Source organism: Sphingomonas leidyi (assembly GCF_011761945.1).
Lineage (GTDB): Bacteria > Pseudomonadota > Alphaproteobacteria > Sphingomonadales > Sphingomonadaceae > Sphingomonas > Sphingomonas leidyi.
Map to the genome: position 1 here is coordinate 402872 of NZ_JAASQV010000003.1, position 12816 is coordinate 415687.

Sequence of the window (12816 nt, forward strand, 5' to 3'; positions counted from 1 at the left end):
CGCATGCGGGGGGCCGACATCGCGATGCGTCGTCGCCCCTCCGACGAGGGCATGACACTGATCGAGATGATGATCGTGCTGGCCATCATCGGCGTGATGGCGGGCGCCGTGGCGCTCGGCATGGGATCGGTGACGCGCGCGCCGAGCGTGGAGACCGAGGCGCGCCGGCTGGCGACGCGGCTCCAGGCCGCCGCGGACGACGCGATGCTCGCCGACAGGACGATCGCCTTCACCGTGCAGAAGAACGGCTATGGCTTCGCGGTGTTGAGCGCCGACGGCAAGGCAGTGCCGCGCACCGACGACGCGTTCGGCTTCCACAAGCTGCCGGGCGGCATGGTGATGACGCTCAACGTGAAGCCGCCGGTGGTGCTCGGCGTCGACGGCGCGGGCAAGCCGATGCAGGCGGTGATCGAGAGCGGGCAGCGGCGCTGGACCGTCGTCTATGACGGGATGACCGTGCGCGCGTTCCCGGTGGGGGCTTCGTGATGGCCGGGGCTGCGGAGCATGACGGGGATGCCGGCTTCTCCCTCATCGAAGCGCTGGTCGCGCTGGCCGTGCTCGCCATCGCCACGGTGGGCCTGATGCGCACGGTGGAATCGCACATCGATTCCACGCGGGCGATGGAGCGCCGCACCACTGCCATGTGGGTCGCCGAGAACCGGCTCGCCGAACTGGAGGCGCACGCACCGGGCCGGGAGCAGGTGGAGATGATGGGCCAGCAATGGCGCGTCGCGGTCGCGCGGCGGCGGACCGACGATCCGGAGATCGAGCGCGTCCGCATCGAGGTATTCGCCGGCGCCGAGAAGAGCGCGCTTGCATCGCTCGACGGCTTCGTGGACGGACGCAAGCTGTAATGGCCGCCCTCACCCTCACGCCGCGCCAGGCGCGCATCGGGCTCAACCTGTTCACCGGCGCGATGGTCGTCTCGGTGGCGGTGGCGCTCGCCGGCCTCACCTGGCGGATCGCCGGCCATGCCGGCACCGGGGCCATCACCGTGCCCACCGGCAGCAATGGCCCGGCCATGGCGCCGGACATCGCTGCGGCGGTGGCGCTCGCGCCGTTCGGCAAGGCGCCGGCTTCCGAGGCCGGCCAGGCGACCGGCCTGCCCCTGGAGCTGAAGGGCGTGATCGCGGCGAGCCCCAGCGCGCTTTCGACTGCCTTCATCTCGGTGAGCGGACAGCCGCCCAAGACCTACAAGCCGGGCGACGCCATTGAAGGCGCGACGATCCAGGCGATCCTACCCGACCGGGTGATCCTGGCCAGTGGCGGGCGGAGCGAATTCCTCGCCTTCCCCGATCCGACGCTGACGCCCGAGCAGCGCCAGGCCGCCGCGGCCGGCCGGCCGCCGGCGCCTGCCGCCAACCCGGTGACCGCACCGGGCGCACCGCCGCCGGCCCGCACGCCGGGCGCCCCGCCCACCCCCGCCGCCGCGCCGCCCCAGGCAACGGTGGCCGGCATCCTCCAGCGCTTCGACGCGACGCCCGTATCGGGCGGCTATCGCATCGGCGACAATGGCCCGCCGGGCATGGTGGCGGGCGACGTCATCCAGTCCGTCAACGGCACCTCGCTTTCCGACCCCACTGCCGCACAGGGCGCCTTCGCGGCGGCCCAGGCGAGCGGCTCCGCCCAGATCCAGGTCCTGCGCGACGGGAAGCGGCTGACGCTTACCCTGCCGCTCCGCTAGAAAGACTCTCCGTGAAGATTCGCTCCGCCATCGCCGCCCTCGCGCTCGCCGGGATCGCCCTCGACACGGTCGCCGTCGCCCAGACCGCACCCGGCTCCGCGCCCGCCCCGCAGGATGCCGGCACCGGCGACGTGGTGGTGAACATGCGCGGCGTCGAGATTTCCGACGTCGCCGACCAGATCTCGCGCATCACCGGCCGCACGCTGATCCTCGATCCGGCCGTGAAGGGCGTGGTGACCGTCACTTCCTCGACGCCGCTGTCGCCGTCGGGCGTGTGGGAATTGTTCCAGTCGGTGCTGCGCGCCAACGGCTTCGCGGCGGTGCGCTCGGGCCGGGCCTGGCGGATCGTGCCGGCGGCCAATGCGGTGCGCGACGGCGGCATCCCGAGCCGGGGCGTATCGGGCCAGGAACTGGTGACGCGGATGGTTCGGCTCCAGAACGTGCCGGCGGCGGACGTCGCCCGCGTGGTGCGCCCGCTGGTCGCGACCTTCGGCAGCGTCGAGCCGCTGAGCACGCCCAATGCCGTGGTGATCACCGACTATGCCGACAATGTCCGCCGCGTGGAGGCGATCGCCCGCCAGCTCGACGGCGGCAGCGGCGCGACCTTCTTCACGCTGGCGATGAAGAACGGCAACGCGGCCGACGTGGCCCAGTCGCTGCAGACGGTGCTGGGCGAAGGCACGCGCGTGGCGGCCGATGCGCGCAGCAACACGGTGATCGTGCGCGGCACGCCCGCCTCGGTCGCCGAGGCGCGCAAGATGCTGATCTCGCTCGACCAGCCGGGCGGCGCGACGCCGATCACCCGCATGTTCCGCCTGAACTATGCCGATGCCGAGACCGTGACCAACGTGCTGCGCGGCGTGCTCGGCCAGGGCGACAGCGCCGACAATCCGATCGCCACCAGCCTGGGCAATGGCAATGCCAATCCATTCGCGCGCCTGAGCCAGAACAGCCAGAACCTCTCGGCACTGCCCAACAGCGCGGCCTCGACCGGCGGCGGCATCGGCAGCGCGATGCAGAGCGCCAATACCAGCGGCACGACGATGCAGAGCGTGCAGACGCAGACGCCCAAGGGCTTCTCCACGCCGGACCTGACCGTGCAGCCGGCCCCCGAACTCAACGCGGTGGTGATCCGCGGCACGCCGGCGGCGATCGCCTCGATCGAGCCGCTGATCACCGATCTCGACGTGCGCCGCCCCCAGGTGCTGATCGAGGCGGCGATCGCGGAGATCACCGGCGACGATGCGGAAGCGCTGGGCGTGCAGATCGGCACCAGCGGCGCGGTGATCAACCAGGTCAAGGGCGTGGCGACGTCGTTCGACAAGGCGGGCGTGTCGCTCGGCCAGATCCTGACCGCGCTCAAGGTGCCGGCGGCCGGGGCGATCGGCACGGGCCTCAACGCCAATTTCGCGATCGGCAACGATTTCTCGGTGCTGGTCCAGGCGCTCGGCAGTTCGACCCGCGCGAACCTGCTCTCCACTCCGCAGCTCACCGTGCTCGACAATGTCGCCGGCGAGTTCGTCTCCGGCCAGAACGTGCCGTTCCTCACCGGCTCGATCCTGACCAATTCCTCGACCGTGAACCCGTACACCACGATCGAGCGCAAGGACGTGGGCATCACGCTGCGGGTGCTGCCGCGGATCAATGCCGGCGACACGATCCGGCTGCAGGTGAACCAGGAAGCGTCGTCGATCGCCGAGGCGCAGACCCAGGCGGCATCCGATCTCGTCACCAACCGCCGCGCGATCACCACCACGGTGCTCGCCGACAATGGCCAGACGATCGTGCTCGGCGGGCTGACCGCCGACGACTATACCGATGCGCGCCAGCAAGTACCGATCCTGGGCGACATCCCGATCGTGGGCGAGTTGTTCAAGAGCCGACGGGAATCGCACCAGAAGCGCACGCTGTTCATCTTCCTGAAGCCGACGATCCTGCGCGACGGCGCCGATGCGACGGCCGCGTCGAAGGACCGCTACAACCGGCTGCGGGCGGACGAGATCGCCAATTCCAAGCGCGGCAGCCTGTTGCTCGCGCCGCCGGCGCCGCGGCTGACGGTGGAGATCGACGGGATTTATTGAGGGGCCGGCGCCGCCGCACGGCAGCGCCCTGTCGGATCACTCTCTTCGTCCGCAAAAAGGGGCAGCCTTCCCGATGATTCGCATCCTGATGCTTGCCCTGGCGCTTCCGATTTCGGCGGCCCCGAGGGGCGCGCCCCTGGCCGCCACGCCGGAGCGGGAGGGCGCGGTGCTGCTGCGCGAGTTCATCTATCAGGCCGCGCCCTATCCGCAGAGCCATGCCTCGACGATCGTGCAGACCCCGGACGGCACGCTTGCCGCCGCCTGGTTCGGCGGCACGCACGAACGGAGTCCGGACGTCGAGATCTGGTTCGCGCGGCGCAGCGCAGGGGGCTGGGAAACGCCGAAATCGGTCGCCAACGGCATCCAGCCGGACGGCACCCGCCTGCCGACCTGGAACCCCGTCCTCTTCCAGGATCCGGCCGGGCCGCTGCACCTCTATTACAAGGCCGGCCCAAGCCCGCAGCGCTGGTGGGGCATGGTGATCACCTCCACCGACGGCGGGCGCAGCTGGGGCAAGGCGCAGCGGCTGCCGGCGGGCATCCTTGGCCCGATCAAGAACAAGCCGGTCATACTGGAGGACGGCGCCTGGCTTTCGCCGTCGAGCACCGAGGATGAAGGCAGCGGGCGCTGGAAGCTGCATTTCGAGCGTAGCGAGGACGCGGGCAAGCGCTGGTCGGCAACCGCCCCCGTCGACCCCGACGCACGTTTCGACGCCATCCAGCCCAGCATCCTGTTCCTGCCCGGCGGCAGGCTGGAGGCGATCGCCCGCACGCGCGAGGGCGTGCTGGCGGCGACCCAATCGGCCGACAACGGGAAGAGTTGGGGCAAGCTGTTCGCCGTCGACCTTCCCAATCCCAATTCGGGCACCGATGCCGTGACGCTCAAGGACGGGCGCCAGCTGATCGTCTATAATCACGCCGCCCAACGGCCCGAGACGCCCGGCTCCGGCAGGCGCTATCCGCTCAACATCGCGATATCGCGCGACGGCGTGTACTGGCGCCCGGCACTGACGCTGGAAACCGAGCCGCTGCCCGATGGCTATGCCTATCCGGCGGTGATCCAGTCGGCCGACGGGCTGGTGCACATCACCTATACCTGGAACCGGCAGCGGATCCGTCACGTCGTCGTCGATCCGGCGCGCCTGACGGACTAGGATGGAAACCCAAGCAAATATCTGATCTTTCGACGTCACCCCGCCTGCGCAGGGGTGACGGGGTTTGCCGATCGAGCCTGGGCCCAGGGCGCGCTGGCGGGCGCCCCCAGCCTCTCCCTTGCCGGGAGGGGAGCGGAAAGGGGATGGCCGCGGAATCTGCCCCGGTTCGCCACCGGGGCAGCACCCTTCATTCGTCGTCGCAACGCGGGTCCCATCGGCGGTCGACGCCGGAAAGGTCCTCCCGCAACGCCCCGGTATCGGTAAAGCGCCACGCACAATAGCCATATTGGAACCAGCGCCTGAAAGGAACCGCGCGGAACCCGGCCAGCTCCTCCCTGCTATGATGCCAGCGCGGGGGCAAAATCGCGAAGAACAGGTCATTGGCGACAAGCCCGCTTCGCATCTTCAGCGAAAGCCACGCATGGCCAAGGCTGCCACGTTCCGCCACGCGATCCACCCTGGGATGCGTCAGCAGATATCGAAGCCCCTGTAATGCCTGGCCGAAGTTAAGCGTGGCGTGCTTGGCGTATTCCTCGATCCATTCGAACATCCGTCACCTCAAAGCCGAAATCGGAAAATCGCAGATTCGGGTTCGTGGCTCGGGACATGTCGCGGATCCTCGGCAATCGTCGATGCCATATTCTGCCGCAAAGCAGGCTGGCTGGAAACCACCGTTTCGCGCATTTCACGGCTCCGCCACGCGGGGCGGCGATCGGGCGCTACGGGCCCGTTTCGCTCGGCGCGGCATCGCCCCCGCCCGGCTCGATCGGCAGGGGCACGCGCACCCGCTCGCTGCCGCGCGTGAAGAAGGCCGCGTCGATCGCCAGGCTGGCCAGGCTCCAGCCGTCGACGCTTTCCCCGATCCCGAGCGTGCGGGTCGCCCCGTCGCTCGCCTTGACCAGCGCCACCGCATCGACATTGAGCCGGCCGACGATGCCGACGAGCCGCGGCGCGTCGGCGGGCGCTTCGGCGGGCTCGGCAGCGCCGAACAGCGGCCGCTCATAGACGCGCGCCAGCGCCGGCATCGTGCCGGCCCCGATCGGCGCAGGGACGGGCGCAGACCTGGGCGCTCTGCCGGCCTCGCCGGGCAGCAGCAGAGCGGGCATGGCGATCGCCAACGCACCGGCGACGGCGAGCAGGATCCCCTCGGGGCGCAGCTTCATTGCCATGCCGCCACCACCTCTCCGATCAGTCGGATGCCGCCGCCCTCGGGGATCGGCTCGATCCGCCAGTTGCGCATCCGCATCAGCGGCCTGCCCCGCTCCAGCGCGTCGGCAAGCGCGATCACTGCCTTCTCCGCACCCGAGACGCGGATGCGCAGCGCGGCCACGCCGGCGGGGGCCTGGGCGACGCTCGCTTCCTCCACCAGCACGCCGCCCGATCGGGCAAGGGCGCGGACCCGCGACAGGATCGCCCCCCGCCCCGCCGCCGCGTCTGCAGCGCGCAGGCCCAGCCCGGGCGCCAGCAGGGGCGGCGGGGATGCCGGCCGGGCCGCGAGCGCGGCGAGCCGGGCATGCTCGGCCCGCGCCGCGGCGAGATCGCCCAGCGCGCTGCCGGTGGCCGGCGCGAGCAGCAGCGCCACGCCCAGGCCGGCGATGCCGCCGACCGCCATCGGAGGCGGCCGCCACCTCATTGCGCGTCCTCGCGCATCGAAACGATCATCGCCGCGTCGGTCCGCCGCTGGCTGGTGTTGCGCATGCCGGCGAGTTCGGGCGCACGGCGGATCGCGGCGCGCAGCGTATCGGGATCGGAGCCGGCGACGTCGAGTTCCAGCCCGCCATCGCGGGTCCGCTCGACTCGCATGAGCCCGGCATCGGCGGGAAGCGCGCCGGCCAGCACCTCGAGCACCTGCCCCGGCGCGGCGCGGCCGGCGGCATTGGCGAGCGCGGTGCGCGCCGCCCGCGCGGTGGCTTCCGCCCCGAGCCGCAGCGCAAGTTGCGCCTGCAACCGGACTGTCGCGTTTCTTTCATGTTGCGCGAGCAAGGTGGCGCCCGCCAGGGTCAGCAGCGGCCCGGCGGCAAGCAACGCGCCGAATGCCGCCGCGGCATGCCAGCCGCGGGGCAGCGGCATCGCGCCAAGCGCCGCGGAAAGCCGATGCGACAGGCTTTGTGCCGGCGCGGGCGGCGGTGCGGGATCGGGCTCGGCGGGGTTCATGTCGCGTGCCTGCCTAGACGCTGCCGCCGGCCCGCGCAAAGCGTCATGGATCGGAAACATAAAAGTCACGCCTGCGAAACCGCAATCGCATGCTGGCGTCATGTCACGCTTCCAAGGACCGGCCAACCGGGTCGCCAGTGACTCGGCTGCTTGGGGGTTTCCATGACCAATCTGACCGAGACGGGCTTCGGCTATACCGATGGTGACGTCGACACCAACATTCACAACAACGGCCCGACGCTGAACGACCTCGCGGCCCAGCGCTACTCGCGTCGCGCGACGCTTCAGCGCGGCGGTGCGGCGATCGTCGCGGCCACCATGGGCGGCTCGGTCCTCGCCGCCTGCGACAGCAAGGTCACGGACACCGGTGCGGGCCCGACCGTGAACGCGGGCGCCGACGCGGCGACCACTTCGGGCCGCGTCGTCACCCTCACCGGCACCGCGACGGGCGGCAACGGCCTCACCACCGCCTGGAGCCAGATCAGCGGCCCGACCGTGACGCTGAACAGCGCCGCGAGCAACACCGCCAACTTCATCGCGCCGAGCGTGAGCGCCGCCACCCCGCTGGTGTTCCAGTTCGCCGCCGCCGACGCCGCCGGCAAGCCGACGACCGCGCGCACCACGATCACCGTCAGCCCGGCCGTGCTCGGCTTCACCGCCGTCGCGAAGAACAAGAACGACGTCGTCACCGTTCCGGCCGGCTACACCGTGCAGATCGGCGCCCGCCTGGGCGACCCGATCGTCGGCGGCGCCGCGGCCTACAAGAATGACGGCACCGACACCGGGTACGCGAACCGCATCGGCGACCATGGCGACGCGCTGTTCTGGTTCGGCCTGGGCACTTCGGGCGCCCGCGACGACACCAGCTCGACCCGCGGCCTGATCGTGCAGAACCACGAGAACATCAACCAGCAATATCTCCATCCGAACGGCCCCACCTCCACCGGCGGTGTCCGTCCCGAGGCGGAGGCGATCAAGGAGATCGAGTGCCACGGCGTTTCGGTCGTCGAATATTCGCAGGCCGCCAACGGCAGCTGGTCGTTCTCCGCCACTTCGACTCTCAACCGCCGCGTCACGCCGAACACCCCCATGGTGTTCAACGGCCCGGTCAAGGGTTCGGACCTGCTCAAGACCCCCTATTCGCCGACCGGCGTGGCGGGCCGCGGCACGATCAACAACTGCGCCAATGGCTACACGCCCTGGGCGACGCTGCTGACCTGCGAAGAGAATTGGGCCGGCTATTTCCGCCGTTCGGGCGACAATGCCGCCCGCACCGCCAAGGAAGTCACTTCGCTCAGCCGCTATGGAGTGACGAGCAGCTCGGGCAGCTATGGCTGGTCGACGGTGACCGCCGCCGACACGGCGAACACCACGTTCCGCCGCTGGGATGCCCGCGCGACCGCAGCGGATGCGCTCACCGACTATCGCAACGAGCCGAACCAGTTCGGCTGGGTGGTCGAGATCGATCCGTACAACCCGTCGGCCGCGCCTCGCAAGCGCACCGCGCTGGGCCGCATGGGCCATGAGGGCTGCTGGCCGGGCGCGTTCGTCGCCGGCCGCAAGCCGGCCTGGTACATGGGCGACGACGCGCGCCGCGAATATCTGTACAAGTTCGTCTCCAGCACCGCCTGGGCGGCCGCGGATGCGAATGCGACCGATCGTCTGGCGATCGGCGACAAGTATCTCGATGCCGGCACGCTCTATGTCGCCAAGTTCAACGCGGACGGCACCGGCACCTGGCTGCCGCTGGTGTTTGGCCAGAACGGCATCGACGCGTCGAGCACCGTCTATCCGTTCGCGAACCAGGCGGACGTACTGGTCAACACCCGTCTGGCCGCGGACGTGGCCGGCGCCACGCCGATGGACCGCCCGGAATGGACCGCGGTGAACCCGGTGACCGGCGAAGTCTATCTGACCCTGACCAACAACAACGCCGCCAACCGTCCGCTCAACGGTACCGACGCCGCCAATCCGCGCCACTATAACGACCCCTATGGCGCGGCGCAGACGGCGCAGTACGGCAACCCCAACGGCCACATCATCCGCCTGAAGGAAGCCAATACCGAAGCCACCAGCTTCACTTGGGACATCTATGCCTTTGGTGCGGGCGCGGACCTCAATGCGACCAACATCAACCTGTCGGGCCTGACCGCGGACAACGACTTCTCGAGCCCGGACGGCCTGTGGTTCGGCCGCGCGAGCAACGCCTCGGGCCTGGTGAAGCCGCTGATGTGGATCCAGACCGACGACGGCGCCTATACCGACGTCACCAACTGCATGATGCTGGCGGCCCAGCCGGGCACCGTCGGCGACGGCGGCGCGCGTACGATCACCAATACGGGCTCCGGCGGCGCCACGGCGACCCAGGCGACCCGCATCGGCGCGGCGCCGGGCGCGAACCTGAAGCGCTTCCTGGTCGGCCCGGTCGAGTGCGAGATCACCGGCGTGGACACCACGCCGGACGGCCGCACCATGTTCGTCGGCATCCAGCATCCCGGCGAGAATGGCGCACCTGCGACGCCGTCGAGCCATTGGCCGGACAGCCAGGCGACCGGCACTGCCGGCGCCACGATCCGCCCGCGCTCGGCGATCGTGATCATCACCAAGAATGACGGCGGCCTAGTGGGCCTCTGATCTTCACGGATCGGTGAAACAGAGAGGGAGGCTCCCGCGAGGGGGCCTCCCTTCTTGCTGCCGGCGCCGGCGCGATCCGGCGCACCCTATCCGCTCGGCGCCGTATCCGCCGCGCCTGAAAGAATCCGGTCGCAAAGCGGCAGCAGCAGCGCACACACCGCCGCGCCGTCACGCTGTTCGTTGCGCAGGCTGGAAAAGGTCGCAAAGCTGGTGAGCGTGAACAGCAGGTCGACCATATCCGCCTTCGCCTGCCCCGCGGCCACGCCCTGGCGATCGACCAGAACGCCCAGCAAGGCACGCCGCCGCGCGTTGCGGGCGGCCAGGGCAGCGCCCAGCTCGGCATCCTGGGCCGCCGCCGCGAAGATGCCGCCAAGCCCGTCATGCGCCATCCAGAAATCGCAGAAGGTGCGAACCACCCCGGCGAGCGCCCCGCGCGGCTCCGGCATCGCCATCGCATCGGCCAGGCTGGCCAGATTGCCTTGCTCGGCAACCGCATCGAACGCGGCCTCGAGCAGCCCGTTGCGCGAGCCGAACTGGTTATAGACCGTCAGCCGGGTGACCCCCGCCGCCTTGGCTACGGCGTCGAGCGACAACATGTGCCCACCGGGCTCGCGCAGGATGGCCAGCGCGGCCGCCACCAGGCGCGCACGAGTCTCCGCCGCCTTCGCGTCGCGTTTCTCGGTCGCATAGGGCCTTGACGATTTGCCGGGAATATTCACTATACATCCTGTATATCAAATCTGAGTCGAGCCCCCGCTCCGGAGCTTCGCACATGCAAATCTTGCTGATCCTGACCATCGCTGTCCATGTCCTGTCGTCGATCTTCTGGGCAGGATCGACGTTCGTCCTCGCCAGGAATGGCGGCCAGGGCGCTACCGGGCTGATCCGCCCGCAAACCGGTGCCGCAAGCGCCTCGATCCTGTCGGGGCTGCTGCTCTGGCATCTGCTCCACCAGGGAAGCTTCCAACGGGTCGAACAGGTCCTCGCGACGGGCGCGGCCGCCGCCATCCTCGCCTTTCTCATCCAGCTCGCCCTGGTCCGGCCGGCGTTGCGATCCGGAGAAGCGCCACGGCGCATCGCCGGCGGCTATCGCGCATCCGCCGCGCTGCTCGTCGTCACCATCGTCTGCATGGCCGTGTCCCGTTACGTCTGAAGGAAGCCGCAATGCCCGATATTCCCCTTTTCCCCGACCTCGCCGGCAAGACCGCGCTGATCACCGGCGGCTCCGGCGGGATCGGCGCCGAGACGGCGCGCTGGTTCGCGCACAACGGCGCCCGGGTTACGATCGCGGGGCGCGACCGGGCGCGGCTCGACGGCGTCCATGCCTCGCTCGCCGCCATTTCGCCGGGGCACGCGGCGATCGCACTCGATTGCACCAGTGCCGACCAGCTCGAGGCGGCCCGCGCCGCGCTGATCGCGCGACAAGGCGGCCTCGACATCCTGGTCGCCTTCGCCGGAGGCGGCACGAGCCGGCCCGCGCCCATCGAGCAGGTGACCGAGAGCGACTGGCAGTCGAGCCTGGACCATAATGTCACCGCGACGTTCCTGACATTGCGCACCTTCGCGCCGGACCTGCGGAAGAGCGGGCGCGGTGCCGCGGTGACGATGGCTTCCACTGCCGGCCGGGCACCGTCTGCGGCGCCGCTCGGCTATGGCGTCGCGAAGGCGGGGATTATCCTGCTCACCCGGCAACTCGCCCAGGACCTGGGTCCCGATGGCGTGCGGGTGAACTGCATATCCCCATCGGCAGTGCTGACCGATCGCACGGCGGAACGGATGCCGCCTGCCGTGCGCCAGGAAATCGCCGATGCCCATCCGCTGCGGCGGCTCGGCACGCCCGCCGACGTCGCCGCGGCGACGCTGTTCCTGGCGTCGGAAAGCGCCGGCTGGCTGACCGGCGCGACGCTCGACATCGCCGGCGGCCGGCTGATGCACTGATCGCCGGTCCTCCCCACCGAAAGGCATTTGCGACATGGGCTTCGAACTCAACCACGCCATCGTCCGCTGCACCGACAAGGCCGGGGCGGCGCAATTCTTCGCCGACCTGATCGGCGCTGCGCCCGCATATGCTTCAGGACCGTTCGCGGCCGTACGAGTCAACGACCGGTTGACGCTCGACTTCCATGACGAGGGCGCCTTCGTGTTCGGCCATTTCGCCTTCATGGTCGAGGACCCGGACCTCGACGCGATCCTGGAGCGCGTCCTGGCGCGTGACGTGCCGTTCGGATCCGGGCCGTTCGCCCGCGACCGGAGGATCAACCGCCACAATCGCGGACGCGGCGTCTATGTCTGGGACGGCGACGGCAACAGCTACGAATTCTTCACCACCGATCCGCTGGGCTGACGGTTCGAGCCCGACGACCGGTGGACACCTTCAACCGCAAGCAGGGCGGCCGGCGGCCCTTGCGTGCGGGGAGTGCATGCTTGCCTGGGCAAGGAATGGCAGAAGCGGCGCGCGCACTAGGGTCAAACCTCGATCAAGACTTTGATTTCTTTCGTCATCCCCGCGCAGGCGGGGATCCAGGGCCAGTCGCGGAACGGGTGTGGCGCGTCCTGTCCTATCCGGGCGGCGTTCGCGCGGTGGCGCCGATATCTCGCATTACCCTGGATCCCCGCCTACGCGGGGATGACGCGTTCGCTGAATGAGTCCTGACCCCAGGCGCCGCCCCATCCGGCGCGCCGCGGCTGCCGCCCCCCTCGCCCTCACCGATCCGTGCGGCTGATGATCTTCGCGACGCCGTTCTTCGGAATGCCGATCATATAGTTCAGCCCGCCCTTGCAGGTGACGCGCCAGGTCGGCACGCCGTCCTGGTCGGCGATGCGGGTCGCGCCGTCGACATGCTCGCAGGGCAAGGGCGCATCCTGGAGCGCGCGGATGAAGGTGGCCCCGCGCTGGGCGTCGTTCTGGGCCAGCACCGCGGCGCTGTAGTTGGTCTCGGCGGCATTGCCGGCGGCAGCCTCGTCCGCCGCATTGAGCGGTTCGGCATTCACGGCATCCTTGGCGGTGAGATTGACGCTGCTCGAGCCGCCCCCGCAACCGGCAAGCGCAAGCGCGGCGAGCATCGGCACGATAATCCGCATCGCGGTTTCTCCCAGAAAAAGCGGTCCCG

The 12816-nt window shown here is 69.9% G+C and carries 15 protein-coding genes; 9 read left to right on the forward strand and 6 right to left on the reverse strand.

Translation table 11 applies throughout. The features are described 5' to 3' along the window. The first annotated feature begins 3 nt into the window (after positions 1-3). The 5 genes from FHR20_RS17165 to FHR20_RS17185 all read left to right on the forward strand — a co-directional run bounded on the left by FHR20_RS17165 (position 4) and on the right by FHR20_RS17185 (position 4918). Positions 4-486 (forward strand): prepilin-type N-terminal cleavage/methylation domain-containing protein, encoded by a 483-nt coding sequence (locus FHR20_RS17165; protein WP_243857501.1) that lies wholly within the window; start codon positions 4-6, stop codon positions 484-486. Beyond that, the gene (gspI, locus tag FHR20_RS17170; protein WP_167300829.1) at positions 486-854 is read left to right on the forward strand and encodes a type II secretion system minor pseudopilin GspI; all 369 of its coding nucleotides are present in this window, start codon (positions 486-488) and stop codon (positions 852-854) included. Before FHR20_RS17165 ends, gspI begins: the two co-directional genes overlap by 1 nt. Next, on the forward strand, positions 854-1684 hold the full coding sequence (locus FHR20_RS17175; protein WP_167300830.1) for a type II secretion system protein N: 831 nt from the start codon (positions 854-856) through the stop codon (positions 1682-1684). The genes gspI and FHR20_RS17175 overlap by 1 nt, the downstream gene beginning before the upstream one ends. Positions 1685-1695: 11 nt before the next feature. Continuing rightward, positions 1696-3765 carry a type II secretion system secretin GspD gene (gene gspD / locus FHR20_RS17180; RefSeq protein WP_286710763.1) on the forward strand — a complete coding sequence of 690 codons (2070 nt, stop codon included), beginning with the start codon at positions 1696-1698 and terminating at the stop codon, positions 3763-3765. A 73-nt stretch (positions 3766-3838) separates the two neighbouring features. After that, positions 3839-4918, forward strand: coding sequence for a sialidase family protein (locus tag FHR20_RS17185; RefSeq protein WP_243857503.1), 1080 nt, complete (start codon positions 3839-3841; stop codon positions 4916-4918). Positions 4919-5105: 187 nt separating this feature from the next. Here the strand turns inward: FHR20_RS17185 and FHR20_RS17190 are convergent, their stop codons facing one another. The 4 genes from FHR20_RS17190 to FHR20_RS17205 form a co-directional block, all read right to left on the reverse strand. Next, a complete protein-coding gene (locus FHR20_RS17190) occupies positions 5106-5468 on the reverse strand; it encodes a hypothetical protein (protein ID WP_167300831.1) in 363 nt (120 codons plus the stop codon). A 169-nt stretch (positions 5469-5637) separates the two neighbouring features. After that, the gene (locus FHR20_RS17195; protein ID WP_167300832.1) at positions 5638-6081 is read right to left on the reverse strand and encodes a hypothetical protein; all 444 of its coding nucleotides are present in this window, start codon (positions 6079-6081) and stop codon (positions 5638-5640) included. Then, positions 6078-6551, reverse strand: a complete 474-nt coding sequence (locus tag FHR20_RS17200) for a hypothetical protein (protein ID WP_167300833.1) — start codon at positions 6549-6551, stop codon at positions 6078-6080. The genes FHR20_RS17195 and FHR20_RS17200 overlap by 4 nt, the downstream gene beginning before the upstream one ends. Further along, on the reverse strand, positions 6548-7072 hold the full coding sequence (locus tag FHR20_RS17205) for a hypothetical protein (RefSeq protein WP_167300834.1): 525 nt from the start codon (positions 7070-7072) through the stop codon (positions 6548-6550). Before FHR20_RS17205 ends, FHR20_RS17200 begins: the two co-directional genes overlap by 4 nt. A gap of 162 nt (positions 7073-7234) precedes the next feature. On the opposite strand from FHR20_RS17205, the gene FHR20_RS17210 reads away from it, so the two are divergent. Continuing rightward, positions 7235-9706 carry a PhoX family protein gene (locus FHR20_RS17210; RefSeq protein ID WP_167300835.1) on the forward strand — a complete coding sequence of 824 codons (2472 nt, stop codon included), beginning with the start codon at positions 7235-7237 and terminating at the stop codon, positions 9704-9706. Positions 9707-9792: 86 nt separating this feature from the next. Here FHR20_RS17210 and FHR20_RS17215 read toward each other — a convergent pair whose 3' ends face one another. Further along, entirely contained in the window at positions 9793-10425 is a 633-nt protein-coding gene (locus FHR20_RS17215; protein WP_208413696.1) for a TetR/AcrR family transcriptional regulator, read from the reverse strand. Positions 10426-10478: 53 nt separating this feature from the next. Here FHR20_RS17215 and FHR20_RS17220 point away from each other — a divergent pair, with 53 nt between their 5' ends. The 3 genes from FHR20_RS17220 to FHR20_RS17230 are packed head-to-tail and all read left to right on the forward strand — an operon-like array spanning position 10479 to position 12050. Continuing rightward, positions 10479-10859 (forward strand): hypothetical protein, encoded by a 381-nt coding sequence (locus FHR20_RS17220; protein ID WP_167300836.1) that lies wholly within the window; start codon positions 10479-10481, stop codon positions 10857-10859. 11 nt (positions 10860-10870) lie between these two features. Next, positions 10871-11644 carry an SDR family NAD(P)-dependent oxidoreductase gene (locus FHR20_RS17225; RefSeq protein ID WP_167300837.1) on the forward strand — a complete coding sequence of 258 codons (774 nt, stop codon included), beginning with the start codon at positions 10871-10873 and terminating at the stop codon, positions 11642-11644. A gap of 34 nt (positions 11645-11678) precedes the next feature. Next, a complete protein-coding gene (locus tag FHR20_RS17230) occupies positions 11679-12050 on the forward strand; it encodes a VOC family protein (protein WP_167300838.1) in 372 nt (123 codons plus the stop codon). Between the two features lie 359 nt (positions 12051-12409). Here the strand turns inward: FHR20_RS17230 and FHR20_RS17235 are convergent, their stop codons facing one another. Beyond that, positions 12410-12787, reverse strand: a complete 378-nt coding sequence (locus FHR20_RS17235) for a hypothetical protein (RefSeq protein ID WP_167300839.1) — start codon at positions 12785-12787, stop codon at positions 12410-12412. Positions 12788-12816: the final 29 nt, after the last annotated feature.

Bases quoted from the DNA above. Each gene is read 5' to 3' on its own strand.
- FHR20_RS17185 (WP_243857503.1), top strand. From the start codon at position 3,839: ATGATTCGCATCCTGATGCTTGCCCTGGCGCTTCCGATTTCGGCGGCC.
- FHR20_RS17235 (WP_167300839.1), bottom strand. From the start codon at position 12,787: ATGCGGATTATCGTGCCGATGCTCGCCGCGCTTGCGCTTGCCGGTTGC.
- FHR20_RS17220 (WP_167300836.1), top strand. From the start codon at position 10,479: ATGCAAATCTTGCTGATCCTGACCATCGCTGTCCATGTCCTGTCGTCG.
- FHR20_RS17200 (WP_167300833.1), bottom strand. From the start codon at position 6,551: ATGAGGTGGCGGCCGCCTCCGATGGCGGTCGGCGGCATCGCCGGCCTG.
- FHR20_RS17225 (WP_167300837.1), top strand. From the start codon at position 10,871: ATGCCCGATATTCCCCTTTTCCCCGACCTCGCCGGCAAGACCGCGCTG.
- FHR20_RS17210 (WP_167300835.1), top strand. From the start codon at position 7,235: ATGACCAATCTGACCGAGACGGGCTTCGGCTATACCGATGGTGACGTC.
- gspI (WP_167300829.1), top strand. From the start codon at position 486: ATGGCCGGGGCTGCGGAGCATGACGGGGATGCCGGCTTCTCCCTCATC.
- FHR20_RS17165 (WP_243857501.1), top strand. From the start codon at position 4: ATGCGGGGGGCCGACATCGCGATGCGTCGTCGCCCCTCCGACGAGGGC.
- FHR20_RS17190 (WP_167300831.1), bottom strand. From the start codon at position 5,468: ATGTTCGAATGGATCGAGGAATACGCCAAGCACGCCACGCTTAACTTC.
- FHR20_RS17230 (WP_167300838.1), top strand. From the start codon at position 11,679: ATGGGCTTCGAACTCAACCACGCCATCGTCCGCTGCACCGACAAGGCC.
- FHR20_RS17175 (WP_167300830.1), top strand. From the start codon at position 854: ATGGCCGCCCTCACCCTCACGCCGCGCCAGGCGCGCATCGGGCTCAAC.
- FHR20_RS17205 (WP_167300834.1), bottom strand. From the start codon at position 7,072: ATGAACCCCGCCGAGCCCGATCCCGCACCGCCGCCCGCGCCGGCACAA.
- FHR20_RS17195 (WP_167300832.1), bottom strand. From the start codon at position 6,081: ATGAAGCTGCGCCCCGAGGGGATCCTGCTCGCCGTCGCCGGTGCGTTG.